Origin of the sequence: Variovorax sp. SRS16, from assembly GCF_901827165.1 — a bacterium.
GTDB lineage: Bacteria > Pseudomonadota > Gammaproteobacteria > Burkholderiales > Burkholderiaceae_C > Variovorax.
In genome coordinates, this window is sequence record NZ_LR594666.1 from 3,925,004 (window position 1) to 3,949,913 (window position 24,910).

25 protein-coding genes are annotated in these 24,910 nt (G+C 69.2%); 6 read left to right on the top strand and 19 right to left on the bottom strand.

The window, feature by feature from the left end; all coding sequences use genetic code 11:
• Window position 1: 1 nt before the first annotated feature.
• The 9 genes from E5P2_RS19030 to E5P2_RS19070 form a co-directional block, all read right to left on the bottom strand.
• A complete protein-coding gene (locus E5P2_RS19030; protein ID WP_162568654.1) occupies window positions 2–1,192 on the bottom strand; it encodes a lipid-transfer protein in 1,191 nt (396 codons plus the stop codon).
• On the bottom strand, window positions 1,189–2,334 hold the full coding sequence (locus E5P2_RS19035) for a CaiB/BaiF CoA transferase family protein (protein ID WP_162568655.1): 1,146 nt from the start codon (window positions 2,332–2,334) through the stop codon (window positions 1,189–1,191). The genes E5P2_RS19030 and E5P2_RS19035 overlap by 4 nt, the downstream gene beginning before the upstream one ends.
• A gap of 14 nt (window positions 2,335–2,348) precedes the next feature.
• On the bottom strand, window positions 2,349–3,377 hold the full coding sequence (locus E5P2_RS19040) for an acyl-CoA dehydrogenase family protein (RefSeq protein WP_162568656.1): 1,029 nt from the start codon (window positions 3,375–3,377) through the stop codon (window positions 2,349–2,351).
• A gap of 9 nt (window positions 3,378–3,386) precedes the next feature.
• Window positions 3,387–4,547, bottom strand: a complete 1,161-nt coding sequence (locus E5P2_RS19045) for an acyl-CoA dehydrogenase family protein (protein ID WP_162568657.1) — start codon at window positions 4,545–4,547, stop codon at window positions 3,387–3,389.
• Window positions 4,548–4,561: 14 nt separating this feature from the next.
• Window positions 4,562–5,533, bottom strand: a complete 972-nt coding sequence (locus tag E5P2_RS19050) for a Bug family tripartite tricarboxylate transporter substrate binding protein (RefSeq protein WP_162568658.1) — start codon at window positions 5,531–5,533, stop codon at window positions 4,562–4,564.
• Between the two features lie 39 nt (window positions 5,534–5,572).
• Complete coding sequence (locus E5P2_RS19055) at window positions 5,573–6,361, bottom strand: crotonase/enoyl-CoA hydratase family protein (protein WP_162568659.1); 789 nt, start codon at window positions 6,359–6,361, stop codon at window positions 5,573–5,575.
• A gap of 105 nt (window positions 6,362–6,466) precedes the next feature.
• Entirely contained in the window at window positions 6,467–7,456 is a 990-nt protein-coding gene (locus E5P2_RS19060; RefSeq protein ID WP_162568660.1) for a Bug family tripartite tricarboxylate transporter substrate binding protein, read from the bottom strand.
• A 19-nt stretch (window positions 7,457–7,475) separates the two neighbouring features.
• Window positions 7,476–8,678, bottom strand: a complete 1,203-nt coding sequence (locus E5P2_RS19065; RefSeq protein ID WP_162568661.1) for a CaiB/BaiF CoA transferase family protein — start codon at window positions 8,676–8,678, stop codon at window positions 7,476–7,478.
• Window positions 8,678–9,619 (bottom strand): hydroxymethylglutaryl-CoA lyase, encoded by a 942-nt coding sequence (locus E5P2_RS19070; protein ID WP_162568662.1) that lies wholly within the window; start codon window positions 9,617–9,619, stop codon window positions 8,678–8,680. The genes E5P2_RS19065 and E5P2_RS19070 overlap by 1 nt, the downstream gene beginning before the upstream one ends.
• Before the next feature lie 97 nt (window positions 9,620–9,716).
• Between E5P2_RS19070 and E5P2_RS19075 the strand changes: the two genes are divergently transcribed.
• Entirely contained in the window at window positions 9,717–10,643 is a 927-nt protein-coding gene (locus tag E5P2_RS19075; RefSeq protein ID WP_162568663.1) for a LysR family transcriptional regulator, read from the top strand.
• On the opposite strand, the gene E5P2_RS19080 is transcribed toward E5P2_RS19075, so the two are convergent.
• Window positions 10,615–11,172, bottom strand: coding sequence for a dihydrofolate reductase family protein (locus E5P2_RS19080; RefSeq protein WP_162568664.1), 558 nt, complete (start codon window positions 11,170–11,172; stop codon window positions 10,615–10,617). The genes E5P2_RS19075 and E5P2_RS19080 overlap by 29 nt on opposite strands.
• 237 nt (window positions 11,173–11,409) lie before the next feature.
• On the opposite strand from E5P2_RS19080, the gene E5P2_RS19085 reads away from it, so the two are divergent.
• Window positions 11,410–13,014 (top strand): alpha/beta hydrolase, encoded by a 1,605-nt coding sequence (locus E5P2_RS19085; RefSeq protein ID WP_162568665.1) that lies wholly within the window; start codon window positions 11,410–11,412, stop codon window positions 13,012–13,014.
• 39 nt (window positions 13,015–13,053) lie between these two features.
• Here E5P2_RS19085 and E5P2_RS19090 read toward each other — a convergent pair whose 3' ends face one another.
• Entirely contained in the window at window positions 13,054–13,935 is an 882-nt protein-coding gene (locus E5P2_RS19090; RefSeq protein ID WP_162568666.1) for an aldo/keto reductase family oxidoreductase, read from the bottom strand.
• Between the two features lie 75 nt (window positions 13,936–14,010).
• On the opposite strand from E5P2_RS19090, the gene E5P2_RS19095 reads away from it, so the two are divergent.
• Window positions 14,011–14,925: a LysR family transcriptional regulator gene (locus E5P2_RS19095; protein WP_162568667.1), complete on the top strand. Its 915-nt coding sequence runs from the start codon at window positions 14,011–14,013 to the stop codon at window positions 14,923–14,925.
• A gap of 119 nt (window positions 14,926–15,044) precedes the next feature.
• Here E5P2_RS19095 and E5P2_RS19100 read toward each other — a convergent pair whose 3' ends face one another.
• The 3 genes from E5P2_RS19100 to E5P2_RS19110 are packed head-to-tail and all read right to left on the bottom strand — an operon-like array spanning window position 15,045 to window position 17,553.
• Complete coding sequence (locus E5P2_RS19100; protein WP_162568668.1) at window positions 15,045–16,151, bottom strand: glycosyltransferase family 4 protein; 1,107 nt, start codon at window positions 16,149–16,151, stop codon at window positions 15,045–15,047.
• Complete coding sequence (locus E5P2_RS19105) at window positions 16,112–16,522, bottom strand: 6-pyruvoyl trahydropterin synthase family protein (RefSeq protein WP_162568669.1); 411 nt, start codon at window positions 16,520–16,522, stop codon at window positions 16,112–16,114. The genes E5P2_RS19100 and E5P2_RS19105 overlap by 40 nt, the downstream gene beginning before the upstream one ends.
• A gap of 32 nt (window positions 16,523–16,554) precedes the next feature.
• The gene (locus E5P2_RS19110) at window positions 16,555–17,553 is read right to left on the bottom strand and encodes a zinc-dependent alcohol dehydrogenase (RefSeq protein ID WP_162568670.1); all 999 of its coding nucleotides are present in this window, start codon (window positions 17,551–17,553) and stop codon (window positions 16,555–16,557) included.
• A 39-nt stretch (window positions 17,554–17,592) separates the two neighbouring features.
• Here E5P2_RS19110 and E5P2_RS19115 point away from each other — a divergent pair, with 39 nt between their 5' ends.
• The 3 genes from E5P2_RS19115 to E5P2_RS19125 all read left to right on the top strand — a co-directional run bounded on the left by E5P2_RS19115 (window position 17,593) and on the right by E5P2_RS19125 (window position 20,309).
• A complete protein-coding gene (locus E5P2_RS19115) occupies window positions 17,593–18,363 on the top strand; it encodes a CDP-alcohol phosphatidyltransferase family protein (protein WP_162568671.1) in 771 nt (256 codons plus the stop codon).
• A complete protein-coding gene (locus tag E5P2_RS19120) occupies window positions 18,360–20,012 on the top strand; it encodes a sulfatase-like hydrolase/transferase (RefSeq protein WP_162568672.1) in 1,653 nt (550 codons plus the stop codon). Before E5P2_RS19115 ends, E5P2_RS19120 begins: the two co-directional genes overlap by 4 nt.
• Before the next feature lie 69 nt (window positions 20,013–20,081).
• Window positions 20,082–20,309: a hypothetical protein gene (locus E5P2_RS19125; RefSeq protein WP_162568673.1), complete on the top strand. Its 228-nt coding sequence runs from the start codon at window positions 20,082–20,084 to the stop codon at window positions 20,307–20,309.
• A 13-nt stretch (window positions 20,310–20,322) separates the two neighbouring features.
• On the opposite strand, the gene E5P2_RS19130 is transcribed toward E5P2_RS19125, so the two are convergent.
• The 5 genes from E5P2_RS19130 to E5P2_RS19150 are packed head-to-tail and all read right to left on the bottom strand — an operon-like array spanning window position 20,323 to window position 24,908.
• Entirely contained in the window at window positions 20,323–21,330 is a 1,008-nt protein-coding gene (locus E5P2_RS19130) for an XdhC family protein (protein WP_162568674.1), read from the bottom strand.
• A 5-nt stretch (window positions 21,331–21,335) separates the two neighbouring features.
• Entirely contained in the window at window positions 21,336–21,929 is a 594-nt protein-coding gene (locus E5P2_RS19135) for a CoxG family protein (RefSeq protein WP_162568675.1), read from the bottom strand.
• Window positions 21,930–21,969: 40 nt separating this feature from the next.
• A complete protein-coding gene (locus tag E5P2_RS19140; RefSeq protein WP_162570562.1) occupies window positions 21,970–23,118 on the bottom strand; it encodes a vWA domain-containing protein in 1,149 nt (382 codons plus the stop codon).
• Between the two features lie 47 nt (window positions 23,119–23,165).
• Window positions 23,166–24,095: an AAA family ATPase gene (locus E5P2_RS19145; protein ID WP_162568676.1), complete on the bottom strand. Its 930-nt coding sequence runs from the start codon at window positions 24,093–24,095 to the stop codon at window positions 23,166–23,168.
• 21 nt (window positions 24,096–24,116) lie between these two features.
• Window positions 24,117–24,908, bottom strand: a complete 792-nt coding sequence (locus tag E5P2_RS19150; protein ID WP_162568677.1) for an FAD binding domain-containing protein — start codon at window positions 24,906–24,908, stop codon at window positions 24,117–24,119.
• Window positions 24,909–24,910 lie beyond the last annotated feature (2 nt).

The following is a 24,910-nucleotide window of genomic DNA, read 5'->3' on the forward strand; positions in this document are numbered from 1 at the left end:
CTCAACCCGCCCTTTCGTACAGCGTGACCACGCAGGCGCCGCCCAGGCCCAGGTTGTGCTGAAGCGCGAGCCGCGCATCCTGCACCTGCCTGCGATCGGCTTGTCCGCGCAGCTGCTGCACGAGCTCGGCGCATTGCGCAAGGCCCGTGGCACCCAGCGGATGGCCCTTGGACAGCAGCCCGCCGGAAGGATTGGTCACCACCTTGCCGCCATAGGTGTTGTCGCCATCGCAGATGAACTTCTCGCTGCCGCCCGGTTGGCACAGGCCGAGCGCTTCATAGGTGATCAACTCGTTCTGGGCGAAGCAATCGTGCAGCTCGACCACATCCACATCGCCGGGCCCGATGCCGGCCGACTCGTAGACCCGGCGCGAGGCGCTGCGCGTCATGCCCGCGCCCACCACCTCCCGCATGTCGCGCTGCGCGAAGACATCGGGGCCATCGGTGGTCATGGCCTGGGCCCGGATGCGCACCGTCGCGTCGAGCCCGTGACGCTTCGCGAAGCGCTCGGAGCAGAGGACGGCCGCCGCGGCGCCGCAGGTGGGCGGGCACGCCATCAGCCGCGTGAGCACGCCGGGCCACACCACGGGCGAGGCCAGAACTTCTTCTTCGGTCAGCACGGCGCGAAACAGCGCCAGCGGGTTGTTCGCGGCGTGGCGGCTGGCCTTGGCGCGCACCTTGGCGAAGGTCGAAAGCTGCGTGCCGTATTGCGTCATGTGGGCGAGTCCGGCGCCACCGAAGTAGCGCAAGGCCAGCGGGATCTCGCCATGGCCCACCAGTTCATCGGTGAGCGCATCGAGATTGTCGAAGGGGCTGGGCCGGTCGGCGAACACCGCGCCGATGGCGCCCGGTTTCATCTGCTCGAAGCCCAGCGCGAGCACGCATTCGGCCGCGCCGCTGGCCACGGCCTGCCGCGCCAGATAGAGCGCGGTGGATCCGGTCGCGCAGTTGTTGTTGACGTTGACGACGGGGATGCCCGTCATGCCGACCTCGTACAGCGCGCGCTGGCCGGCGGTCGAGTCGCCGTACACGTAGCCCACGTACGCCTGCTGCAGCATGTCGTAGCCGATGCCGGCATCGGCCAGCGCCAGGCGCACCGCCTGTGCCGCCATCTCGGGATAGGGCGCGTGCTGGCCCGGCTTCGCGAAGGGGATCATGCCGACGCCGGAGACGACGACCTGGTGGCTGGTCATGCTTGCGTTTCCTTTTCCTGCAGCAGGTGCTGCCAATTCGAGATGCGGTCGGCCGTGATCCAACCCTGCAAGGCACGCGCGCCACTGGGCGCGGCGGGCGCGGTCGGCAAAGCCGCGGGCGTGGCGCTGAAGCGCGGCGCCGGCGCCGGCTGGGTGACCCCTTCGACCTGCACGAAGGTGCCGCGCGCCTTCAGGTGCGGATGCATCGGCGCTTCCTCGAAGGACAGCACCGGCGCGAAGCAGACATCCGTGCCTTCCAGCAGCGCGCACCAGCCGTCGCGCGAGCGGGTCTTGAACGCGCCGGCGAAGGCCGCGCGCGCCTGGGGCCAGCACGCCTCGTCGCCCGGCGCGCCAAGCGCCTCGGCGTCCAGCCCCAGCAGGCGCGCCAGTTCGGCATGGAAGCGCGCCTCGATCGGACCGATCGAGATCCATTGCCCGTCGCTGCATTCGTAGCAGTCGTAGTGCGGCGCACCGGTGTCGAGGATGTTGGTTCCGCGCTCGGCCTTCCATCGGCCGGCCGCGCTCAGGCCATAGAACACGGTCGCCAGCGAGGCGGCACCATCGACGATGGCTGCGTCCACCACCTGTCCCTGTCCGGTTGCACGCGCATGCAGCAAGGCGGCCAGCACGCCCATCACCAGGAACATGGCGCCGCCGCCGAAATCCCCCGCGAGCGCCAGCGGCGCCGTGGGTGCCTGGCCGGCACGGCCGATGGCGCCGAGCACGCCGGTCAGCGCGATGTAGTTGATGTCGTGCCCGGCGGCATGCGCCAGCGGGCCGTCCTGGCCCCAGCCTGTCATGCGGCCGTAGACCAGCCTCGGATTGCGCGCGAGGCAGATGTCGGGGCCGAGGCCGAGCCGCTCCATGACGCCGGGGCGGAAGCCTTCGATCAGCACATCCGCCTGCGCCACCAGTTCGACGACCAGGCACACCGCCTCGGGGTCCTTGAGGTCCAGCGCCACCGACTGGCGGCCACGCAGCAGCAGGTCGTATTTCAACGGGCGCGGCACGCCCAGCTCGATGCCCTCGCGCCGCTCGATGCGCAGCACGGTGGCACCCATGTCGGCCAGCTGCATGGCGGCCATCGGGCCGGGCCCGATGCCGGCGAACTCGATGACCTTCAGGCCTGCAAGCGGTCCCATCGCACGTCTCCTCTTCAAGCGGCCGTGGCGGCCACGAACGGCGCCAGGGAGGTCTGCACGAAGGCGCTCAACGTCTGCCCGCTCTGCAGTGCCGCACGGCCGATGCGCTCAGCACAGGCGAGCTCGGTGCCGGCCGCGGCACGCCATTCATGCAGGCGCGTGGTGAACACGCCCAGCACATGTTCCTCTGTGATGCCGATGGCACCGAACACCGCATGCGCCAGGTTGGCGACCCGCAGCGCGGCCTCGCTGGCACGCAGCTTGGCGGCAGCGGCCAACAGGGCGTCGGGCTCCGGCCCTGCACAGCCGCATCCCATGCGCGCCGCGAAGGCAGCCGATCCGGCCTGTTCCGCCATCACGGCCAGGTCCTGCTGAACGGCCTGGAACTGGCCGATGGCGCGGCCGAACTGCCGTCGATCATTGGCGTAAGTCACGCTCAGGGCGAGCACCCGTTCCATGGCCCCCGACATGGCCGCGGCATGCACGGCATTGCAGTACGACATGGCAGAGGGTCCGGACGTGGTCCAGCGCGCCACCGCCTGCCGCGCGGATTCCCACTGCAGGCTTGCGGAAGCGCGAGGACGGTAGCTGCCCGGCTGAACGCGCGCCTGGTCGCAGGGCATCAACAGCCACGCGTCGCGCCATTGCACCAGCACGTGGCCGGCCAGCATTGCACCGGGCACTTCGCGGCAGGCCACGGCATCGCCCTGTTCCGGCAGCGCGCTGGCCACGGCGATGCAGCCGCCATCGGCCTTCTGACCGGCCGCGGCCAGCAAGGCCCGAGCGACCATGGTCTCGCCAAAGGGATGCGGCAGCCCGGCGCGGCCGGCGGCGGCAAACAACGGACCTGCCTCGGCCAGCGACAAGCCGGCGCCGCCGTGTTCGTCGGCCACCAACGCATCGGTGAAACCCAGTGCATCCACGTCGGCCCACAGCGAGGCGGCTTCGGCAGAGTCTTCGCCGGACTCGACGGCACGGATGCGCCCGTCCTGGCACATCTGCGCCAGGGAACGCTCGAAAAGATCGCTGGTGGATTCGGTCATGGGTGTCGCTCAGCGAAGTCCAAGGCCGCGGGCGATGATCCCGCGCATGATCTGGCGCGTGCCACCGCGCAAGGAGAAGGTCGGGCAGATCTGCGTCACATACGCCAGGCTGCGCGACAGTTCGGCGGATCGCGCCACGTGTGGCGTCGCATCGAGCGCATCGCGAATCCACTCGGGCACCGACTGCTCGAACTCGGTCCCCAGGTCCTTCACGAAGGCCGCCTCGAGATCGGGCCGTTCGCCGCGGTCCAGCTTGGCCGCCATGGCCAGCGACATGCCACGCAGCACGGCCAGGCGGCCGGCGATCCGGCCGGCCGTGAGATGAACCGCGGGCCCCTCGGCACCCGCGGCGCGCATCTGCGCCAGCCAGGTGTCGGCCAGCACGATGCTCGAGTAGATGCGTTCGGGCCCGCTGCGCTCGAAGGCCAGCTCGGCCGTCACCTGCTGCCAGCCGGCCCCCTCCTCGCCGACGAGTGCGTCCGGTGGCAGTTCGACGTTCTCGAACAGCACCTCGTTGAAGTGCGTGTCGCCCGCGATGTCGCGCAGCGGCCGCACGCTGATGCCGGGAAGCCTCATGTCGAAGATCAGCTGCGAGAAGCCCTGGTGCCGGTCCTCGCTGCTGCCGGAGGTGCGCACGAGTGCGCACATGTAGTCGGCGCGGTGTGCGTTGCTCGTCCATATCTTGCGGCCATTGAGCACCCATCCGCGGTCGGTGCGCGTGGCCCGCGTGCGCACGCTGGCCAGGTCGGAGCCGGCATCGGGCTCGCTCATGCCGATGCAGAACACGATCTGCGCCTGCGCAATGCGCGGCAGGAAGAAACGGCGCTGCGCTTCGCTGCCGAAGCGCAGGATCACCTGGGAGGTCTGCCGGTCGGCGATCCAGTGCGCTGCGACCGGCGCGCCTGCGGCGAGCAGTTCCTCGCTGAGAACGAAGCGGGCGAAGCCGCTGCGTCCGGCGCCGCCGTATTCGGTTGGAAGGGTCAGGCCGATCCAGCCTTGCTGCGCGAGCGCGCGGCTGAAGTCCAGATCGAAACCCAGCCATGAGCGCGAACGCACGTCCGCCGGCAATTCGCGAAGCGCTTCGGCAAGCCAGGCGCGGACCTGGGGCCGCAAGGCTTCGTCTTCGGGCGGAATGCCGGCGAGCGGCAGGGAAGTCAATGCTGAGTTCACGTCGATGGCCCGTCTCACTCGACCGGAATGTTCGCGGTCTTGACGATGCGCTTGGTGGTCTCGATTTCGGAGAGCTGGAATCTGGCGAACTCCGCCGAAGAGCCCGTGAAGACGGTACCGCCCATGTTGTGGATGAAGGCCGTGCCGTCCCGGCTGTTGAGCGTGCTACGCACGATGTCGCCCACTCGCTCCACGATGGCCTTGGGCACCTTCGCCGGGAAGAAGACGCCTGTCCACGCATAGGCCTCGTAGCCCGGATAGCCGGCCTCGGCCGCGGTGGGCACCTCGGGCAGATCCCGGTGCCGCTGGCCGGCGGCGATCGCGAGGGCCCGCAGCTTGCCGCCCTTCACCAGCGGCGTGACCGAACTCACCTCCGCGATGGAGTAGTCGCACACGCCTGCAGCCAGGTCGCTGACGGCAGGCCCCGTGCCCTTGTAGTTGACCGGCGTGCCGTGAATGCCGTTGCGCTCCTGAAAGATCTCCATGGCCACCTGGTAGCTGGGGGTGCCGCTGGCGAAGTTGAGCTTGCCCGGCGCGGCCTTCATCGCAGCGACCAGCTCGGGCAGCGTCTTGTAGGGCGAGCTGGCGGGCACGACGATCAGCATGGGGAAGCGGCCGATCGAGGCCACCGGCACGAAGTCCTTCACAGGGTCGTAGGGCAGTTGCCTGAAGATCGCTGCGTTGGTCACCATGGGCGTGTTGCTCGCCACGAACATGGTGTAGCCATCCGGCGCGGCATCGGCCACCGCCTTGGCGGCAATGAAGCTGTTGGCGCCGGGCTTGTTCTCCACCACGAAGGACTGCCCCAGTTCCTGGCTGAGGTGCTGCGCCAGAAAGCGCGCCGTGGTGTCGGCGCCGCTGCCCGGCGGCAGCGAGACGATCACCTTGACGGGACGTTCCGGATAGCCGGCTGCCCACGTGAACGGTGAATGGAGGGTGGTGGCGGCGGCCAGCAACAGGCCGGCGCACAGCGTGCGTCGCTTCATGAGTCTTGTCTCCGGGTTGGAATGGAAAGTCGTGCCGGCTTATCGCTTCAGCCGGCTTCGCTGCAGCCCTTCCAGGGCTGTCTCGTGGTCCGCGGTGTGATGGGCCAGCGCCTGGAAGGCCGCAGACATCTCGAGCAGCGAGTCGAGGCGCAGGTGCTGCCCTTCGCGGATCAGGCGCTTGGTCATCCGCAGCGCGTGCGGCGGATTCGCCGCGATGCGCTGCGCCAGCTGGAGCGCCGTGTCCAGCAGGTCGGCGGGCGGCACGACGCGCGAAACGAGGCCCCACTTCAGCGCCTGCGCCGCATCGATCGCATCGCCGGTGAAGGCCATCTCGCACGCATTGGAGAGCCCGATGGCGCGCGGCAGAAGCCAGGCGCCGCCGTCGCCGGCAATGAGCCCCAGCTTGACGAAGGTCTCGCTGAACTCGGCCGTCTGCGACGCGATCCGGATGTCGCACATGGTGGCGAGGTCATTGCCCGCGCCGTAGGCCGGCCCGTTGACCGCGGCGATGGTGGGCACCTCGAGGTTGCACCAGGCCAGGGGCAGCCGCTGGATGCCGTCGCGGTAGGCCATGCGGCTCATCGGCGGCTCGCCCAGGCCGGCGCCCATCTTGTCCCGGATGGACTTGAGATTGCCGCCGGACGAGAACGCAGGGCCCGAGCCCGTCAGCACGACAGCGCGAACGGAGAGATCGGCATTCACCTGCTCGCAGCAGGCAACGAACTCCTCGACCACCCCATCGTCGGACAACGCATTGCGCGTTTCCGGACGGTTCATCGTGACCAGCAGGACGGGTCCGTGGTGCTCCAGGTGAAGAAAGGATTGCATGCCACGGATGCTAGGCACGGCGATGCAATCGGGAAAATACTTTATGGGTGTAGCGCAATACGCGCGATGTATTGCGTGCGGCTCACCCTCCCGCTCGCGCGCTGCCTATTCCGGTTCGATGCCTGCCTTCTTCACCAGCGCCGCATACTTGGTCATCTCGCTGCGGAATGACGCCCGAGCCTGCTCGGGCGTGCTGATGGCGATGGTGTTGCCCTGGTTGGTCATTGCCTGCTTGACCGCCGGATCGGCGAAGGCTGCGACCACGGCATCGTGGGCCTTCGCAATGCCGGCAGCGCTCATGCCCTTGGGGCCGATGACCGCGAACCACGCATCGACGATGAAGTTCGGCAGCCCTTGCTCGGCAAAGGTGGGGATGTCCGGCGCTGCGGGTGTGCGCTGTGCCGTCAGCATGCCGATCGCGCGCAGCGCACCGCTCTTGATGTGCGGCTGCACGCTGGGAAGTGCCGCGGTGCCGAAGTCGACCTGCCCGCCGATCAGTCCCGCCACCATCGGCCCGACGCCCTTGTAGGGGATGTGCTTGGCCGATACGCCCGCCTCCTCGAGGAACAGCTGCGTCGCCAGATGCAGGATCGTGCCCGTGCCGCCCGAGGCGAAATTCAACTCGCCCGGCTTGCTCTTGAGCAATGCGATGAACTCCTTGCTGTTCCTGGCCGGGACCCGCGCCGGATTGACCACCAGCACCATCGGCGTGGCGCCGATGATCGCGATCGGCGTGAAGTCGCCCGGCATGTCGAAGGACAGCGACTTGATCACGCTCGGGAAGATCACGACGTTGTTCGACACGATCGACAAGGTGTTGCCATCCGGTGCCGAGCGCGCGAGCACCTGCAACCCGACCACACCGCCGGCGCCGGGTTGGTTGTCGACGATGACCGAGGCGCCGAAGGCCTTGGAAAGCGCCGGCTGGGCCGCGCGCGTGATCGTGTCCACGCCCGAGCCGGCGGCATTGGGGAGGATGAACCGGATCGTGCCCGCCTCCGCATGCGCGGCGAGTGCCCAGGGGCCGGCAGCCAGTGCGGCGACCGAGGCCGCCAGCGCCGACCGGCGTGAAATACGAAAGCTCGAAGTGCTCATGTGTGTCTCCTTTTTTTGATCAGGCCACGACCTTGCGGCCGCGCATCGCGTCGATCTCGGCCTCGCTGCAGCCCATTTGCTTCAATAGCTCGGCCGTGTGCTCGCCCAGTCGCGGCGGGTCCATCCGAACACCGAGTCGGCGTCCCTCCAGCGTGATGGGAAACAAGGTCGTCTTGACCGTCTGGCCGGCCTTGGGTCCATCCGACAGGCGCATGTCCGCCAGTCCGCCGGTGGCGAGCAGGTGCTCGTCGTCATAGAGGTCCTCGGGCCTTCGAATGGGCGCGAACGGCAGTCCGGCTTTCTCCATCGACTGCGCCAGTTCGGCCGCACTGCGCTCGGCAATGCGCTCGGCGATGGTCTTCAGCAAGCGGGGCCGGTGTGCGACCCGCTGATTGTTGGTGGCGAGTTCCGGCTCGGCCTTGAGGTCTGCAAAACCGAGCGCGTCGCAGAAGGTCAGCCACTGCGCATCGCTGACGGCAGCCAGGAAGATCTGCTCGCCGCCCTTGACGGTGAATACGTCGTAGACCGCCCACGGGTTGTCGCGTGCGGGCATCGGTGCCGGATGCTTGCCGGTCACCGCGAACTGCAGCATGTGCTGCCCCATCAGGAAGACGTTGTTCTCGTAGAGCGCCGACTGGATCTCCATGCCGCGGCCGGTGATGCCGCGCTGGATCAGCGCGCCCAGCACCGCGATCGCGCCGAACAGGCCGCCCATGATGTCGTTGACGCTGGTGCCGGCACGCAGCGGATCGCCGGGGCGGCCCGTCATGTAGGCCAGGCCGCCCATCATCTGCACCACTTCGTCGAGCGCGGTGCGATGGTCATAGGGTCCGGGCAGGAAGCCCTTGTGGCTGGCGTAGATGATGCGTGGGTTCACCTTCGCCAACGATGCGTAGTCGAGGCCGTACTTGGCCATGGTGCCGGGCTTGAAGTTCTCGGCCACCACGTCGGCCGTGGCGGTCAGGCGGCGCGCGGTGTCGGCGCCCTCCTCGGTATGCAGGTCGATGCCGATGCTCTTCTTGTTGCGATTGAACATCGGGAAGAAACCCGCGCCCGCGCCGACCAGACGGCGGCTGTGGTCGCCGTTCACCGGTTCGACCTTGATGACCTCCGCGCCGAGATCGGCCAGCACCATGCCGCAGGTCGGACCCATCACCATGTGGGTGAACTCGACGACGCGCAGGCCCTTCAGGGGCTGAGCGGCTTGAAGCGCATCGCTCATCACGCAAGCTCCTTCTTCATGGTCTTGGGAAGTCCGGCGCGCCAGAGCGTGCCGTGCAGCGCCTCGCCTTCGAGCCAGTGCGCGACCTTGGTCCGGAGCGCCAGCAGCGCATCGAAGTCCTGGCCGGTCTCGATGCCCATGCTGGCCAGCATGTAGGCCAGGTCCTCGGTCGCGACATTGCCGCTGGCGCCCGGCGCATGCGGGCAGCCGCCGATGCCGGCCATGCACGCATCGAAGCGGCCGATGCCGAGTTCGAGCGCGGCATAGACATTGGCCATGCCGAGGCCGCGCGTGTCGTGGAAGTGCCCGCAATCGAGCTTGTCGCCGGCAATCGGCAACGCGGCCTCGAACAGCGAGCGCACCATGGCCGGATCGGCATAGCCCACCGTGTCGGCCAGGCCGATGGCCTCGGCACCGGCATCGATCACCGCTTCGACCAGGCGCAGCACTTCCGCCGGCTCGACCCGGCCTTGCAGCGTGCAGCCGAAGGCGGTGCTGATGCCGACTTCGATGCGCGTGCGAGAGCCGCGTGCATCGCGCGCATCGCGGATGCGCGCGATGTCATCGACCACCTCGTCGGGTGTCTTGTGCAGGTTGGCAAGGCTGTGCGCGTGGCTGGCCGACAGCGGCAGCAGCATGAGATCGGCCTCGCATGCCATGGCGCGCTCGGCCCCCTTGAGATTGGGCACGAGCACCGAGGCCCTGAGGCCCGGCAGCGTCTTGGCGAAGGCGACCAGTTCGACGGTGTCGGCCAGTTGCGGCAGCAGCCGCGCAGGCACGAAGGAACCGACCTCGATCTCGCGCTGCCCCGCTTCGTAGGCGTCGCGGATCCATTCGCGCTTGGCGGCCGTCGGCACCACGCGCGGGATGATCTGCAGGCCGTCGCGCAAGCCGACCTCCCGGATCACGACCCGGCGCGGCAAGGTGGAGGAAGGCGTCATGGGTTGTTTGTCTCTTGTCATTGCGTTTGCAGTCTAGAATTTCCAGACAGAGCCTGGTTGTCAATTTGAGAAGCTCTGAATTCCCGATCGGAATATCTTGCGCGACCTCGACCTCACTACGCTGCGCCTGTTCGTCGCGGTCTGCGAGACCGGCAACATGGCACGCGCCGGCGAGCAGGCCCACATCGTCGGCTCCGCGATCAGCAAGCGGCTGGCGCAGCTCGAGGATCGGCTGCGAACGCCGCTGCTGGTGCGCAAGCGCCACGGCGTCGTTCCGACGGCCGCGGGCCAGACCCTGCTGGAGCATGCGCGCGGCATGCTGGACGGCGCCGCACGCATCGAGCGCGACATGGAAAGCTACCTGACGGGCGCGCGCGGCCAGGTCCGCATCCTTGCGAGCATCTCGACCATGGCCGGGCCGCTCGCCAACGACGTCGCATCCTTCCTGAAGATGCCGGCGCACCGCACCATCCAGGTCGACCTCGAGGAGCGATTGAGTCCGGAGGTCGTCTCAGGCGTGCGCGATGGCCTGGCGTCGCTGGGCGTGTGCTGGGATGCCGTCGGTCTCGGGGCCCTGCAGCATCGGGCCTACCGCAGCGATCATCTCTGTATCGTCGTGCCGCGCGGCCATCCGCTCGCCTCGCGAAAGGTGGTTCGTTTCGAAGAGACGCTCGGCTACGAGCATGTCGGCGTGCCCAGCAGCAGCACGCTGGAGGTCACGCTCCAGCGCGCCGCCGCGCTGTCGGGCCGCACCCTGCTGCATCGCATCATCGTGGGCAATTTCGAAGCAGCGCTGGGCGCGGTGCGCGCAGGCCTGGCGATCGGCGTCGTCTCCAGGGAAGTGGCCGACCGCCAGGGCGCGTCCAACGGCCTGCGCGTCATCTCGCTGGCCGATCCGTGGGCCGAGCGCCGTTTCGTTCTCTGCTTTCGCGACGCAGAGGGCCTGTCGGTGGCAGCCAAGCTGCTGTCGGAGTATCTGGGGACGCGCGCGAGCATCACTGCTTCGCCGGCACTGCGTAGGTGAGCTCGGCAAATCCGGGCCCGACAAGCTTGGCCTCCTTGAGCTGCATGGGCGGCGACACGATGCGACGGGGAAGCAGCGGCTTGCCGGAGGCCAGGGTGACGGATCCGACTTGAACAATGATCTCGTCGAGCAACCCGGCGTCATGGAACTGACCGGCAAGATCACCACCGCCAACGAGCCAGACGTTCTTGCCCCGCGCAGCCAGCGTCATTGCTTCGTGTACCGGCCTCACGTCACCTCGGACGAAGTGAATGGCGGCGGAAGGCAGGCCGGGAAGTTCGCGGTTGCTGAACACCCACGCTGGCTGCTGGTACGGCCATGCTGCGCCCTCCTTCGTCCCCGGCTTGACGACGTGTCGCAGCATCCATTCATAGGTCGACGAACCCATCGCGAGCGCACCGACGCCCTGGATGAAACCCGGATAGCTGGTGTCGTTGATATCGCCGAGCGGGAACAGCCATTCCAACGAATGGTCGTCTGTCGCGATGAAGCCGTCCAGGCTGCAAGCGGTGTAGTACTGGGTCTTCATGTCCAGCGATGCCTCCGTGAAGTCTGGTGGCGCCATGCGGCGCCGAGCGTGACAGTTATAGCGGACGTTGGCGAAGGACTGCTCCTGGACCCGATCCGATCCACAAGCGCGGAGCAATTCCACTCCACCATGTGGACATCTGGATGAATACCCTGCAAGCCCCCCCACGGCCTGTGACCTAGCATCCCGTCCACGGCCGCAGAACGCGCGGAGCATTGAACGCGACAGAAAAACTCAATGACCGATTTCTCGTCTTCCAGCGTGGGCGTCGCAGACTACGTCACCACCGGCGCGGGCGCCCTGCGGGTGTACCGCGCCGGCACCGGGCCTCAGTTGGTGGTGTTGCCGGGCCTGGTGATGTCCGCGGCCGTTGCTGCCGATCTCGTGCACGCTGCATGTCAGGGCTGGCGCGTGACGGTGATCGAACTGCCGGGCATCGGCGGCTCGTCGGGCATCGCACCGCATAGCCCGGCACAACTCGCCGGCATTCTGGACGAAGCGCTGACCCTCCTGGGCATCGCGCGGGGCGCGCTGCTGGCGCATGACCTCAGCGCGCCCATCGCGCTGGCACTGGCTGCACGGCGCCCTGGCCTGGGCACCCCCTTGCTGCTGGACCGCGACAAGGCGGCGCAATGGCGGGTCCATCACAGCGGCCCTTCCTCGCTGGCGTTGCGCCATGACGGCGGGCACCTGCTGGCCCTGTGGTCCCATTTTCGCGACCGCGCCATGCTCGACCCGGCCGACCCGGCGCGCGTTGGCAAGACGGGTGCCTCTTTGCCGGACGATCATGCGCTGGATGCGGCCGTGGTCGCTGCGGCGGTGCGCCCGGACGCCTATGCCGCCCTCTGGGCTTGTTGCGCGGCGGGCTTCGCGGCAGTCGACGGTGATCGGGCGGCCATCGACGTGCGCGACATGCATGAGCTGAAGGACCGCCTCGCCCTTCTTGCCGGATCACTGCCGCCGGCTTCGCATGCGGCGCCACCTGCGGCCGATGGCAACGCCATGCGCTACGGCTACGTGCAAACGCCCTCGGGCCGCGTCCACCTGCGCCGGACCGGCCGCGGTGGCCGGACGCTGCTGATGTTCCACTCCGCGCCCGGATCGGCCGCACCACTCGAACCCCTGATGCGGGGCCTCGCCGCCGGCCGTGAAGTCATTGCCTGCGACTATCTGGGCAACGGTGACTCCGGCAAGGCACAAGGCGACATCGACATTGCCGTGCTGGCGCGCCATGCCTTGGAGGTGATCGACGCCCTCGGCCTGGACATCGTCGATCTGTTCGGCACCCACACCGGCGCGATGGTCGCGATGGAACTGGCGATCCAGAGGCCCGAGCGCATCGGCCGGATGGTGCTGGAGGCGCCGGTGCTGATCGATGCCGATTTCGCTGCGGACATCCTGCAGCATTACCTGCCGCCCATCACGCCCGATCGCTGGGGTACGCATCTGCTCAAGGCCTGGAACATGCGCCGCGACATGTTCCTGTTCTGGCCCTGGTACCGGCAACGGCGCGACGCGGCGCGCTCGCTGGGCCTGCCGCCTTTGCAAACCCTGCATGACTGGACCGTCGGCCTGCTCAAGAGCGGCACGACCTACCACCTGTCGTATCGGTCGGCCTTCGTCTATGACACGCGCGCACGTCTTGCGCTGTTGCCACGTCCGGCCATGATCTGCGCGGGGCCTGCAGACATGCTGGTCGAAGGCTTGGCATTGGCCCGGCGACTTGCGCCTGAAGGCACCGTCGTCACCCCGATGCCGGCGACTGTCTGGTACCCCGGACAGTCCGACGAGGCCGTCGGCCGGACGATTGCCGCCTACGACGCCTTTCTGCGCCAGGCTTGACCCGGCAACGACCCATCCTGCGCAAGCAGAGCGGCGCTCTCAGGCGCCGCGCGAAACGGCCACGCGATTCAGCGCTTCGATCGCGTCGTCAGGCAGCTCGAGCTTCGCCGCCGCCAGGTTTTCGCGCAGATGCCCGATGGACGAGGTGCCGGGGATCAGCAGGATATTGGGAGCGCGGCGCAGGAGCCACGCGAGCGCCACCTGCATCGGCGTGGCACCGAGGCCTCGGGCTACATCGGAGAGACCAGAGGACTGAAGCGGAGTGAAGCCGCCGAGTGGGAAGAACGGTACGTAGGGAATGCCGTCGCGTGCCAGGTCGTCGATCAACGTGTCGTCGTGGCGATGCACGAGGTTGTATTGGTTCTGGACGCAGACGATGCGGCAGATGGCGCGCCCCTCGGCGACCTGGGTCGGCGTCACGTTGCTCAGGCCGATATGGCGCACCAGACCCCGGCGCCGCAGCTCGGCCAGCGCCGCGAGCGGTGCCTCGATCGACCCCTCGGCCGGACCGTGCGTGTCGAACATGACGCGCAGGTTCACGATGTCCAGCACGTCGAGGCCGAGGTTGCGCAGGTTGTCGTGAACCGCCTGTGCCAACTCATCAGGCGAGAACGCCGGCAGCCAGCCGCCGGTGTCGTTGCGCCGCGCGCCGACCTTGGTGACGATCACGAGGTCCTGCGAATAAGGCGCCAGTGCTTCGCGAATGATCTGATTGGTGACGTGCGGGCCGTAGAAGTCGCTGGTGTCGATGTGATCGACACCGCTTTCGACCGCTTCGCGCAGCACGGCCAGCGCCGCTTCGCGATCCCGGGGCGGCCCGAACACGCCGGGTCCGGCGAGCTGCATGGCGCCGTAGCCGAGCCGGTGGACGGTGCGGTCGCCGAGCATGAAGGTGGGGGTGTGGGTTTGAGTCTGGGACATGGGCCTCAGTCTAGGCAGCGAACCGCTGCTTGATAACCCACCATAATCGGCACAGGCTGTGCGGGATTCCAAACAATGAAAGTCGACCTCGGGGATCTGAACGCCTTCGTGGCAGTGGCAGGCGCGAAGGGCTTTCGCGACGGTGCACGTCTGAGCGGCACGAGCGCATCGGGGTTGAGCGAGGCCGTGCGCCGGCTCGAGACACAGCTCGGCGTGCGGCTGCTGCACCGCACGACGCGCAGCGTGCTGCCGACGGAAGCGGGACAGCGTCTGCTCGAGCGGCTGCGGCCCGCGCTCACCGAAGTCGAAGCAGCGCTCGACGTGGTCAACGGCTTTCGCGATCGACCGGCCGGCACGCTCAAGCTCAACGTGCCGATCAGCGCTGCGCGCCTCGTCCTGCCGTCGATCGTGCCGCGCTTCCTCGCCGCCTATCCCGACATCTCCCTCGAAGTGATTGCCGAGGACGGCTTCGTCGACGTACTGGCAGCCGGCTGCGATGCCGGCATCCGCTATGGCGAGCGACTCGAGCAGGACATGGTCGCGGTGCCGATCGGTCCACGCTTGCAGCGCTTCGCGGTCGCGGCCGCCCCTGCTTACCTCGATCGTCATGGCCGACCGGAACATCCGCGCGACCTGCTCGGCCACGCGTGTCTTCGCGGCCGTTTCGCCAGCGGCTCGATGCCGCTGTGGGAATTCGAACGCGACGGCGAAGTGCTGCGTGTCGATGTGACCGGGCAACTGATCGTGCGGCTCGGCGCCACCACCGAACTCATGGTGGACGCAGCAATCGCTGGCGCCGGCGTGATCTACCTGTTCGAGGACTGGCTGCGGCCTTACTTCGCCAGCGGCGCGCTCGAACCGATCCTCGAGCCCTGGTGGCTGCGCTTCCCCGGGCCGTTTCTCTATTACCCCGGCCGCCGCTTGCTGCCGGCGCCACTACGGGCATTTGTGGATTTCGTCCAAGATCACTCTGTCCGCTCGACCCATTGAGCGCGCCTGGCGGGCGCCTCGAAGAGATCCGCAAAGTACTGAGTCTCGCGCGCCACCTTGCCATCGCGGAACTCCCGTCCAATGCCGATCGATCGCGATCCGGATGTCCTGCGCTTCCATCATCGACCTCCAATGTGAGTCCGCTCACCGAGCGCCGCCGCAACGCGCATCGCACTCCCGGCCCAGGTCGGCAGCCGCAAGCGCGCAGTCCGCGCGCCCTCGGCAAGTCGCGCGCGCGATGCAGGATCATCCAGCAAGCGCTGCAACGCCACCCGCAGCGCGGCCGCATCGCCCGGCGCGACCAGCACGCCCGCATCGGCGGGCACCGTGTCGGGGATGGCGCCCGCGATCGTGCTCAGCACCGGAATCCCGCGGGCCAGCGCCTCGGCCAGCGCCATGCCATAGCCTTCGTGAAAAGAAGGCAGCACGAAGAGATCCGAGCGCGCGTAGAGCGGCTGCAGTCCGGCCTCGTCGAGTTCGCCGTGCAGCACGACACGCCCGCGCAGGCCCTGGCGCTCGATGGCCGCATCGACCTCCCGCGCGCAGGCTGCGTCCATGGTGAGGCTGCCGGCGCAACGCAGGGTCCAGCGCCGGTCCTTCAATCCGGCGAGCGCTTCGACCAGAAGCCGGTGGCCCTTGCGCGGCGTCACGCTCGCCACGCACAGCAGCGACAGCGCATCGTCGGTGCCCGAGCCGGTCGCAAGCGGTGCCGGATCGGTCCCCGGCTCCGCCACGACGATGTGCGATGCGGGCACGTCGAAGCCGGCCAGTGCACGCGCGGTCGATGGGCTGGTGACGATCACGCAGCGGGCGGTCGCGAGCGCGCGTTTCTCGCTGTCGAACAGTGCGCGTTTCTGCGCTGCAGACAGCCCCGTTTCGAGCGCGAGCGGATGATGCACCAGCGCGATCCATCGAAGGCGCTGCGCATGCCGTTGCGCCATCTCCGCCATCGCGCCGAACGCCAGTCCGTCGACCACCACGCAGCTGTGATCGGGCAAGGCTTCGACCACGCGCTTCGTCTGCGCGATCGCGTCGGTCCCCGGCATGGGATAGCCCTCGCCCAGCGAATGCACATCGACCTGCCAGCCCAGCGCGCGAAGCCCCTCGATGATGCGGCGGTCGTAGGCATAGCCGCCGGTGCGCGTGCCGAGTTCGCCCGGCACGAGAAAGCTGCAGCGCCAGGCCGTCACGGTCTCGCCGGCAAGGCGCCTTCGTAGGCGGCCCATGCCACGTGCGATTCGTTGAGCGTCACGCGCAGGCCCGCGAGCCCGCTCGCATGCGGCCCGAGCCGGCCCGCATCGATGCATGCCGCAACGCGATCGAAGATCACGCGCGCCATGAATTCGGTGGTGGTGTTGCGGCCTGCGAAGGCCGGATCCTCGTCGAGGTTGCGCAGGTTCAGTTCGCCGAGCACGCTCTTCAGCACCTCGGTCGCCAGCGCGATGTCGACCACCACGCCGTCGGCATCGAGCTCGGCGCGGCGCAGTTCGAGATCGACCACGTAGGTCGCGCCATGCAGGCGCTGCGCAGGGCCGAACACCGCGCCGCGGAAGCTGTGGGCGATCATGAAATGGTCGCGGACGTTGACGCTGTACATGGGTGGTTCCAGGCAAGAGAAGTGAAAGAAGTTCAGGGATAGTCGATGCGCTGGCAGAGCGTGTCGGGCGCGCCGGCCGCGAGCCGGGCCAGCACCGCGGGCAGCTCGGCGAAGGGTGCGCTGTCGGTGATCAGCGCATCGAGCACCGGATCGGCGAGCAGCGCGAGCGCCAGCGCCATGCGGCGCCGGTGCGTCCAGCGGCTGCGCTGCGCGGGCGCGACATGGCCGACCTGCGAGCTCCTGAGCACGAGGCGCCGCGAATGAAAGGCTTCGCCGAGCGGCAGCGTGACGGCGCGCTGTCCATACCAGCTCATCTCCAGCACCGTGGCCTCGAAGGCCGCGAGCCGCAGCGCGGTGACCAGGCCCTCCGGATGGCCGCTCGCATGGACCACGAGATCGGCATCGAGCGTTGCCGCATCCGGGCTGGCGAACGCAATGCCCAGCTGCGCCGCGACCGCGGCGCGCGGCGCGTGGGTGTCGATCAGCTCGACCGCGCACCCGGGCATGCGGCCCGCGAGCCACGCGACCAGCAGCCCGACCACGCCGCCGCCCACCACCGCGATCCGGTCGCCGAGGCGCGGCGCGGCATCCCACAAGGCGTTGACGGCGGTCTCCATGTTGGCGGCCAGCACCGCGCGCGCCGGCGGCACGCCCGCGGGCAGCAGATGGACGGCATCGGCCGGCACCACGTAGCGGGTCTGGTGCGGATGCAGGCAGAACACGTCGTGCCCGACCAGCGCGGCCGGCCCCTGCTCGACCCGGCCCACGCCCGCATAGCCGTACTTCACCGGCGCCGGAAAATCGCCGGCCTGGAACGGCGCGCGCATGCGTTCGAATTCGGTGGCCGGCACCTCGCCGCGAAACACCATCAACTCGGTGCCGCGGCTGATGCCGCTGTGCAGCGCGCGGACCATGACCTCGCCGGGACCGGGCGCTCGCAAGGTCTCGGCGCGCAGCGCGGCACGGCCGGGCGCCTCGGTCCAGCAGGCCCATGTGGCGTCGGACGCGACGCGGGACGGAATTACTGGCATGCTGCCTTTTTTCAAGTGCCCGCCTGTCGCGAGCGATCCATGTTGTTCAAGCCACTGGCGACCGATCTTAAGACGACACCCGTCGCGCGGCGGGGCGCGCGGCGCGCCGCCGCGGCCTGCTTCGTGCTGCTGTGCGTGCTGGCCGGCGGCATGGCGGCGGCCCATGGCGCCAGTCCCTGGTTTCCGCTCAAGGCCGCGGCCGTCTACGGGCTGGCGATCGCAATCCTGCTGCAGGCGCTCGATGCCGATGCGCAACTGGCGCGCTTCGGTCCGGCCAACGGCGTGACGCTGCTGCGCCTGTCGCTGGTCGCGCTGCTGGCCGCCGTGATCGGCGAGCCGGTCGGCGACGCGTCGCGTGAGGCCTGGGCCGTGGTCGTGATCGCGACGATCGCCGCGCTGCTCGATGCGGCGGACGGCCCGCTGGCGCGCGCCACCGGCATGGCCAGCGCCTTCGGCGCGCGCTTCGACATGGAAACCGATGCGCTGCTGACGCTGGTGCTGTCGCTGCTGCTCGTGCATTTCGGCAAGGTCGGCGCCTGGATCCTCGCGGCCGGGCTGATGCGCTACGCGTTCGTGCTCGCGATGCGCGCCTGGCCCTGGCTGCAGGCGCCGCTGGCGCCGAGCCTGCGGCGCAAGACGATCTGCGTGGTGCAGATCACGAGCCTGATCGTGTGCCTCGCGCCGATCGTGCCGCGGCCATGGGCCACGCTCATCGCCGCCGCCAGCCTTGCGCTGCTCGCCGCCTCCTTCGGCGCGGACATCATGCTGCTGGCGCGCCGGCGGCAACCTCGCGCGGTGGGTGGCGCATGAAGGCACGCGAGCGCGAGGCGTCGACGGGCTGGGCCGTCTGGCTGCTGCGCTTCGGCGTCGCCTTCGTCATCCTCAACGCGCTTCTGACGCTCGACAACCTCGACGGCACGCTGTGGCCGCGGCCGACGCCGCGGCTGTCCTTCGAGCTCTGCATGGCGGTGCTGGTGCTGATGCCGTGGGTCGCGCTGCGCGGCCGGGCCGGGGCCGGCGTGCTGCGTGCGCTGGCCGCCATCACCACCGTCTGGGCGACCGCGCGCTACCTCGATGTCACCGTGCGCGCGGTGTTCGGCCGGCCGGTCAATCTCTATTGGGACGGCCGGCATGTGGCGGAGCTGCTTCGGATGGGCGATGTCGCGGGGTGGCAGGCCGGCCTCGGCGCCGTCGCAGCCATCGTCGTCATCTGGCTCGTGGATGCCGTCGCGCACCGATGCTGGCAATCGATGGCGCGCGCGCTGGCCTGGCCGCCGCCGCGGCCGGCGGTCGGGCTCGCGGGTGTGCTGCTGCTGGCGAGCTTCGCGGTCCATGGATGGAACGGGCTCGACACGCGCTGGTTCTTCTCGATCCCGGTCGCGCCGACGATCGCGCGCCAGGCCGCGCTGCTGAGCCGCCAGCTGCTGCCGGGCCAGGTGGCTTCGCAGCTGTCGGCCAGTCCCGCGTTCGAGGCCACCGACCTGGTCAGCCTTCATGGCGCCGACGTGCTGCTGATCTTTGCCGAGTCCTATGGCGTCTGCACGCTCGACGATCCGCGGCAGGCCGCGCAGCTCGCGCCGGCGCGCGCGCAGTTCGCCGAGGCGCTGAAGGACGGCGGGCGGCAGGTGGTGTCGGCGCGCTTTCGTTCGCCGACCTACGGCGGCGGCTCGTGGCTCGCGCATGCCGCGCTGCTGAGCGGCGTCGACACGCGCGACCCGGGCGACTACGAGCTGCTGCTGTCCACCGACCGGCCGACGCTGGTGCGGCATTTCCGCCAGCACGGGTACCGCACGGTGAACTGGATGCCCGGCCTGCAGCGCCCCTGGCCCGAAGGCAGCTTCTACGGCTTCGACCGCTACGCCGATGCGAACAGCATGGGCTACCGCGGTCCGTCCTTCGGCTACTGGCACATCCCGGACCAGGCCTCGATGGCACTGCTGCAGGCGCAGGAACTGGCCGCGCCGGCCGGGCAGCGCCCACCGCGCTTCATCGTGTTCCCGACGCTGGCCAGCCATGCGCCCTTCCGTCCGCTGGCGCCCTACGTGGCGGATTGGGCGCGGCTGCTGCGCGACGACGCCTACACGTCGGAACAGGCCGCAGAGGCCGAGGCCGAGCCGGTGTCGTGGCTCGAGCCGGTGCCGGCCTATGTGGCCTCGCTGCGCTACACCTTCCGCTGGCTCGGCGACTACCTCGCGGGCCGCGCGCCGGCGAAGCTCTTGACGATCGTGATCGGCGACCACCAGCCGCTGGCCAGCGTCAGCGGCAAGGATGCGTCGTGGGAGGTGCCGGTCCACATCATCAGCGCCGACACCGCACTGCTCCAGCGCTTCGAGGCGCTCGGCTTCACGCCGGGGCTGTTGCCGATGCAGCCTGCCACGGCCGGCATGCAGGCGCTCGCGCCGCTGCTGCTGCGCGCCTTCGACGGCCCGGCGCGCGACCCCGCGAGCGCGGCCGAATAGCCGCGTCAGCGCCGCATTCCGCGCAATAGTTCACGCACGCCGCGCGGCTTCCCTGATAGCCTGTGGTCCATGCGCGCCATCATCCTTCTCGCCAACATCGCCGTGCTGGCCATCGCCTTCTGGCTGGCTTCGTTCACCGGGCTGCTGATTGCCGGCGTGCTGTGTTTCGTGCTGATCGCCGCCGTCTTCGCGCTCTCCATGGCCCGGACGGAGGCCCGCGAATCGCGCGACATGCAGCGCGCGATGGGCCGCAACACCACCTTCCTCGCCGGGCTGTGGAGCCCGCGCAAGCGCTGAGCGCGAACCCCCTTCAGTCTGCGGCCGACTTGGCCACCGCCACATCGGCTTCCCGCGGCAGCGCGACGCTGTTCTTCACCGCCAGGATCTCGGCCATCACGCTCACCGCGATCTCGGGCGGTGTCTTGCTGCCGATGTAGATGCCGATCGGGCCGCGCAGGCGCGCCAGCGAGGCCTCGGTCTGCTCGAAGTGCTCGATCATGCGTTCGCGCCGCGCCTGGGCATTGCGGCGCGAGCCGATCGCGCCGACATAGAAGGCCTCGCTGTCCAGCGCTTCCAGCAAGGCGAGGTCGTCGAGCTTGGGATCGTGCGTCAGCGCGACCACGCAGGTGCGGCGGTCGGGCCGGAAGGCGGTCACCGCGTCGTCGGGCATCTCGGTGCTCATCGTCACGCCGGGCAGCGACCATGCGGTGCGGTATTCGGCGCGCGGGTCGCACAGGGTGACCGCGAAGCCGCTGAACTTGGCCATCGTCGCGAGGTATTCGGCCAGCTGGCCGGCGCCGATCAGCAGCATGCGGTATTCGGGTCCGAAGGTGTTGGTCAGTTCTTTGTCGTCGACGCAGAGTTCGGCCGGCGACGTGGCCTCGGCCAGGCTCACGGCCCCGTCCGCCAGCACCACCGTGCGCTGCATCAGCCGCCCCTGTTCGAGCGACGCGACGAGCGTCGCCAGCGATGCCGCATCGGGGTCGTATTCGAGCAGCAGTTCCAGCGTGCCGCCGCAGGGCAGGCCGAAGCGGTGCGCCTCGTCGGCGGTGATGCCGTACTTGACGAAGGCCGGCGCACCGGTGGGCATCTCGACCTCGGCGCCGTGGGCGCGGCTGTAGCGCGCGATCAGGTCGTCCTCGATGCAGCCGCCCGAGACCGAGCCGACCACGGCGCCGTCGTCGGCCAGCGCCATGATCGAACCGATGGGCCGCGGCGACGAGCCCCAGGTCCGCACCACGGTCGTGAGCAGCGCGCGGCGGCCGGCCTGCCGCCAGTCGCGCAGGGTGCGCAACACCATCACGTCGAGGTTTTCCATGGCGTCTATTCCGAGGCTTTGTCGTCCGGCTTGTCGGCCTTCCTGCCGATGCCCAGCTTCTGCATGAAGCCGGCCACGGCACCGGTCTTTTCCGCCGCGGGCGCGGCGGCTTGCGCAGTGTCCGCTTCGGCGGCCGGCGGGGGGCCGTAGCGGCTCTGCATCTCGGCTTCGAAGCGCTTGAAGAAATCGTCGGCGGTCGACTTGGCGGCGCCGTCGATCAGGCGCTGGCCGAGCTGCGCGATCTTGCCGCCGACCTGCGCGTTGACGGTGTAGTCGAGTTCGCAGCCTTCAGCGCCGTCGGCGACCGGCTTGAGCGACACGCTCGACGAACCCTTCGCGAAGCCGGCCACGCCGCCCTGCCCTTCGAACGAGAGCCGGTAGCTGTCAGGCGGCGTGATGTCGGCCAGCGTGACCTTGCCGTTGAACTTGGCCGACACCGGGCCGATCTTGACCGCCAGCGCGACGGTGTACTGGTTGTCGCCGGTGAGCTCGAACTTGTCGCAGCCGGGGATGCATTTGCGCAAGGTCTCCGGATCGTTGAGTGCTTCCCAGGCCTGCTGCTGCGTGATGCCGAGCCGGCGGTTGCCGAGCATTTCCATGATGGTTTCCTTGGTTGATTCGATAGGGGCGCCGACGCGGCTACCGGCCGGCTCGCATCAGCGCGGCGAGGCTGGCGGCCAGTTGTTCCAAAGCGCTGAGATTGTGGACCGCCAGCATCGCATCCGCATGCCGATGCAACACCGCCGCACCGCGCGCCAGCGGCGCGTAGCCCTCGTACCTCAGCAAGGGGTTGAGCCAGAGAATGCGCCGCGAATGGCGCTTGACCCACAGCAGCTCGCGCTCCAGCGCGTCGGGCTCGCCGGTGTCGAGGCCGTCGCTGATCACCAGCACCAGCGTGCGGCGGCCCGTGAGCCGCCGCGCATGGCGTTCGCGCAGTTCGGCGAGCGACGCGCCGAAGCGCGTGCCGCCTGCGAAATCGTCGATGGCCGCGCCGGCCGCGACCAGCATCGCGTCGGTATCGGCGATGCGAAAAGCCGGCGTCAGGTCGGTCAGGCGGGTGCCGAAGGCGAACACGTCGCGCCGGCCGGAATGCCGCGTCGCCGCATGCAGGAAGGCCAGCAGCAGGCGCGCGTAGCGCTCCATCGAGCCCGACACGTCGACCAGCACCAGCAAGGGCAGCGGCTGCTTGCGCCGCGCCAGGCGCGGCAGCCGGATCATCTCGCCGCCGGTGCGTCCGGCCTCATGCCACACGCCGGGCCAGTGCATGCGCGAATGCGCGCCCGCGTCGCCGGTCACGCGCAGCCGGCGTGCGGGAAGCCGCGGCACCGGCAGCGCGACATCGCGTGCGAGCCGCTCGACCAGCTGGTATTCGGCCGCGCCGAGCGCATTGAAGTCGGCATGGTGCAGCCGCTGGCGGTCGCTCGCCGTCATCGCGGCATCGAAGTCGACCTCGCGCTCGTTCTGCGCCGGCTGCACCGACGGCCGCGGCGGCGCGAGCGCCTCGCGCACGCGCGGACGACGCTTCGACGGCTCGGCCTTGCCTTCGGCACTCGGCAGCATCTGGGCGAGCATCTTGTTGGCGAGTTCGGGGTCGCGGAACCACGCATCGAACAGCTCGCGGAACACCAGCCGGTCTTCCTCGCGGCTGATCATCACCGCCTCCATCGCGGCCGCGAGGTCGGGCCGGTGGTCCACGCCCACCAGCGTGGCGGCCTCGGCCGCCAGCGCGATGCGCATCGAGTCGGTGCGCACGCCGGCGCGGCGCAGCGCGCGGCCGAAGCCCATCATGTTGTCGGCCAGCTTGCCGCGCCGTGCGTCTCCCAGTTGCTGAACGCTCACGGCGCAGCCTCCTCCTCGGGCTTGAGCAGGTCCGACGCCAGCTCACGCGTCAGCGCGGCCACATCGTCGCGCTGCTTGAAGAGGATGCCGGCGGTGTCGACCACGATCTCGGGGTCGAGCTCGACGGTGTCGAGCGCAATCAGCGCACGCGCCCACTCGACGCTTTCGGCAATGCCCGGCGCCCGCTGGAAGGCGTTGACGAAAGGCGCGCTGCGCAGCCGCCCGATGAAGGCCGCGACCTGCCCGGACAACACCGCGCTGGCCTGCGGCACCTGCGCGCGCACGATCGCCAGCTCGCGCTCGCGCTCCGGGTAGTCGAGCCAGTGGTAGAGGCAGCGCCGCTTGACCGCGTCGTTGAGTTCGCGCGTGCGGTTGCTGGTGAGCAGCGTGACCGGCGGCACCAGCGCGCGCACGGTGCCGAGTTCGGGAATGCTGACCTGGTACTCGCCCAGGTATTCGAGCAGGAAGGCCTCGAAGGGCTCGTCGGCGCGATCGACCTCGTCGATCAGCAGCACCGCGCCCGGTGCCGGCGCCTGCAGCGCCTGCAGCAGCGGCCGGCGGATCAGGTAGCGCGGCTGGTAGACCTCGGACTCGACATCGTTCGAGGTGCCGAGCGCCTCGGCCGCGCGCATGTGCAGCAGTTGCGCGGCGTAGTTCCATTCGTAGAGCGCCTCGCGCTGTTCGAGGCCGTCGTAGCACTGCAGCCGAAGCAGCTCGCGGCCGAGCGCGGCCGACAACGCCTTGGCCAGTTCGGTCTTGCCGACGCCGGGCTCGCCTTCGAGCAGCAGCGGGCGCTGGAGCTTGAGCGCCAGGAACACCGCCGTGGCGAGCCGGCGGTCCGCGTAATAGCCGGCGCCCTGAAGCCCTTGCACGACCGCGTCGATGGAAGGGAAAGGCGAAGCGAGCGCGGGCGTGGTGTCGATCATCTCTGCAGCTTAGCGCTCCTCTCAGCCCAGGGCTTTGGCAACGGCTCGCTGCGTCAGCACGCTGATCAGGTTCGCCCGGTACGCAGCCGACGCATGCAGGTCGGTGTTGAGATCGCTCGCATCGATCTTCACGCCGGCCGCGGACTCGGGCGTGAAGCTCTTGTTCAGCGCATCCTCGAGGCCCTTGTGCCGGAACACGCCATTGCCCGCGCCGGTGACCGCGACGCGCACGCCGTTGTCGTACTGCGCGAGGAAGATGCCGACCAGCGGAAAGTTCGAGGCCTTCTGGCGCAGCTTCTCGTACACCGCGCGCTTCGGGATCGGAAAGCGGATCGCTGTGATCAGCTCGCCTTCTTCCAGCGCGGTGGTGAACAGGCCGAGGAAGAAATCGTCGGCCGCGATCTCGCGCCGGTCGGTGATCACCGTCGCGCCGGTGCCCAGCACCGCGCTCGGATAGCAGGCCGCCGGATCGTCGTTGGCGACCGAACCGCCGAGCGTGCCCATCGCACGCACCTGGCGGTCGCCGATGCGCGACGCGAGGTCGGCCAGTGCCGGAAAGGCCGACTTGATCTCCGCGTTGTTCGCGACATCCAGATGCCGCGCCATCGCACCGATCACGAAGGCATTGCCGTCCTTTCGGATGCCGGTGAGTTCCTTGATGCCGCTCAGGTCGACCAGTTGTTCGGGCGCCGACAGGCGCAGCTTCATCGAGGCCAGCAGGGTCTGGCCGCCGGCCAGCGGCTTGCCGCCCGCGCCGGCCAGCTTGACGGCATCGGCCACGGTGGCCGGACGTTCGAGGGTGAAGGGGTACATGG

What these genes read in the sequence shown, in the direction of transcription:
- E5P2_RS19030 (WP_162568654.1), bottom strand. Translation starts at nt 1,192, where the DNA reads ATGACCAGCCACCAGGTCGTCGTCTCCGGCGTCGGCATGATCCCCTTC.
- E5P2_RS19035 (WP_162568655.1), bottom strand. Translation starts at nt 2,334, where the DNA reads ATGGGACCGCTTGCAGGCCTGAAGGTCATCGAGTTCGCCGGCATCGGG.
- E5P2_RS19040 (WP_162568656.1), bottom strand. Translation starts at nt 3,377, where the DNA reads ATGACCGAATCCACCAGCGATCTTTTCGAGCGTTCCCTGGCGCAGATG.
- E5P2_RS19050 (WP_162568658.1), bottom strand. Translation starts at nt 5,533, where the DNA reads ATGAAGCGACGCACGCTGTGCGCCGGCCTGTTGCTGGCCGCCGCCACC.
- E5P2_RS19055 (WP_162568659.1), bottom strand. Translation starts at nt 6,361, where the DNA reads ATGCAATCCTTTCTTCACCTGGAGCACCACGGACCCGTCCTGCTGGTC.
- E5P2_RS19060 (WP_162568660.1), bottom strand. Translation starts at nt 7,456, where the DNA reads ATGAGCACTTCGAGCTTTCGTATTTCACGCCGGTCGGCGCTGGCGGCC.
- E5P2_RS19065 (WP_162568661.1), bottom strand. Translation starts at nt 8,678, where the DNA reads ATGAGCGATGCGCTTCAAGCCGCTCAGCCCCTGAAGGGCCTGCGCGTC.
- E5P2_RS19070 (WP_162568662.1), bottom strand. Translation starts at nt 9,619, where the DNA reads ATGACGCCTTCCTCCACCTTGCCGCGCCGGGTCGTGATCCGGGAGGTC.
- E5P2_RS19080 (WP_162568664.1), bottom strand. Translation starts at nt 11,172, where the DNA reads ATGAAGACCCAGTACTACACCGCTTGCAGCCTGGACGGCTTCATCGCG.
- E5P2_RS19085 (WP_162568665.1), top strand. Translation starts at nt 11,410, where the DNA reads ATGACCGATTTCTCGTCTTCCAGCGTGGGCGTCGCAGACTACGTCACC.
- E5P2_RS19090 (WP_162568666.1), bottom strand. Translation starts at nt 13,935, where the DNA reads ATGTCCCAGACTCAAACCCACACCCCCACCTTCATGCTCGGCGACCGC.
- E5P2_RS19095 (WP_162568667.1), top strand. Translation starts at nt 14,011, where the DNA reads ATGAAAGTCGACCTCGGGGATCTGAACGCCTTCGTGGCAGTGGCAGGC.
- E5P2_RS19100 (WP_162568668.1), bottom strand. Translation starts at nt 16,151, where the DNA reads ATGGGCCGCCTACGAAGGCGCCTTGCCGGCGAGACCGTGACGGCCTGG.
- E5P2_RS19105 (WP_162568669.1), bottom strand. Translation starts at nt 16,522, where the DNA reads ATGTACAGCGTCAACGTCCGCGACCATTTCATGATCGCCCACAGCTTC.
- E5P2_RS19110 (WP_162568670.1), bottom strand. Translation starts at nt 17,553, where the DNA reads ATGCCAGTAATTCCGTCCCGCGTCGCGTCCGACGCCACATGGGCCTGC.
- E5P2_RS19115 (WP_162568671.1), top strand. Translation starts at nt 17,593, where the DNA reads ATGTTGTTCAAGCCACTGGCGACCGATCTTAAGACGACACCCGTCGCG.
- E5P2_RS19120 (WP_162568672.1), top strand. Translation starts at nt 18,360, where the DNA reads ATGAAGGCACGCGAGCGCGAGGCGTCGACGGGCTGGGCCGTCTGGCTG.
- E5P2_RS19125 (WP_162568673.1), top strand. Translation starts at nt 20,082, where the DNA reads ATGCGCGCCATCATCCTTCTCGCCAACATCGCCGTGCTGGCCATCGCC.
- E5P2_RS19130 (WP_162568674.1), bottom strand. Translation starts at nt 21,330, where the DNA reads ATGGAAAACCTCGACGTGATGGTGTTGCGCACCCTGCGCGACTGGCGG.
- E5P2_RS19135 (WP_162568675.1), bottom strand. Translation starts at nt 21,929, where the DNA reads ATGGAAATGCTCGGCAACCGCCGGCTCGGCATCACGCAGCAGCAGGCC.
- E5P2_RS19140 (WP_162570562.1), bottom strand. Translation starts at nt 23,118, where the DNA reads ATGATGGGCTTCGGCCGCGCGCTGCGCCGCGCCGGCGTGCGCACCGAC.
- E5P2_RS19145 (WP_162568676.1), bottom strand. Translation starts at nt 24,095, where the DNA reads ATGATCGACACCACGCCCGCGCTCGCTTCGCCTTTCCCTTCCATCGAC.
- E5P2_RS19150 (WP_162568677.1), bottom strand. Translation starts at nt 24,908, where the DNA reads ATGTACCCCTTCACCCTCGAACGTCCGGCCACCGTGGCCGATGCCGTC.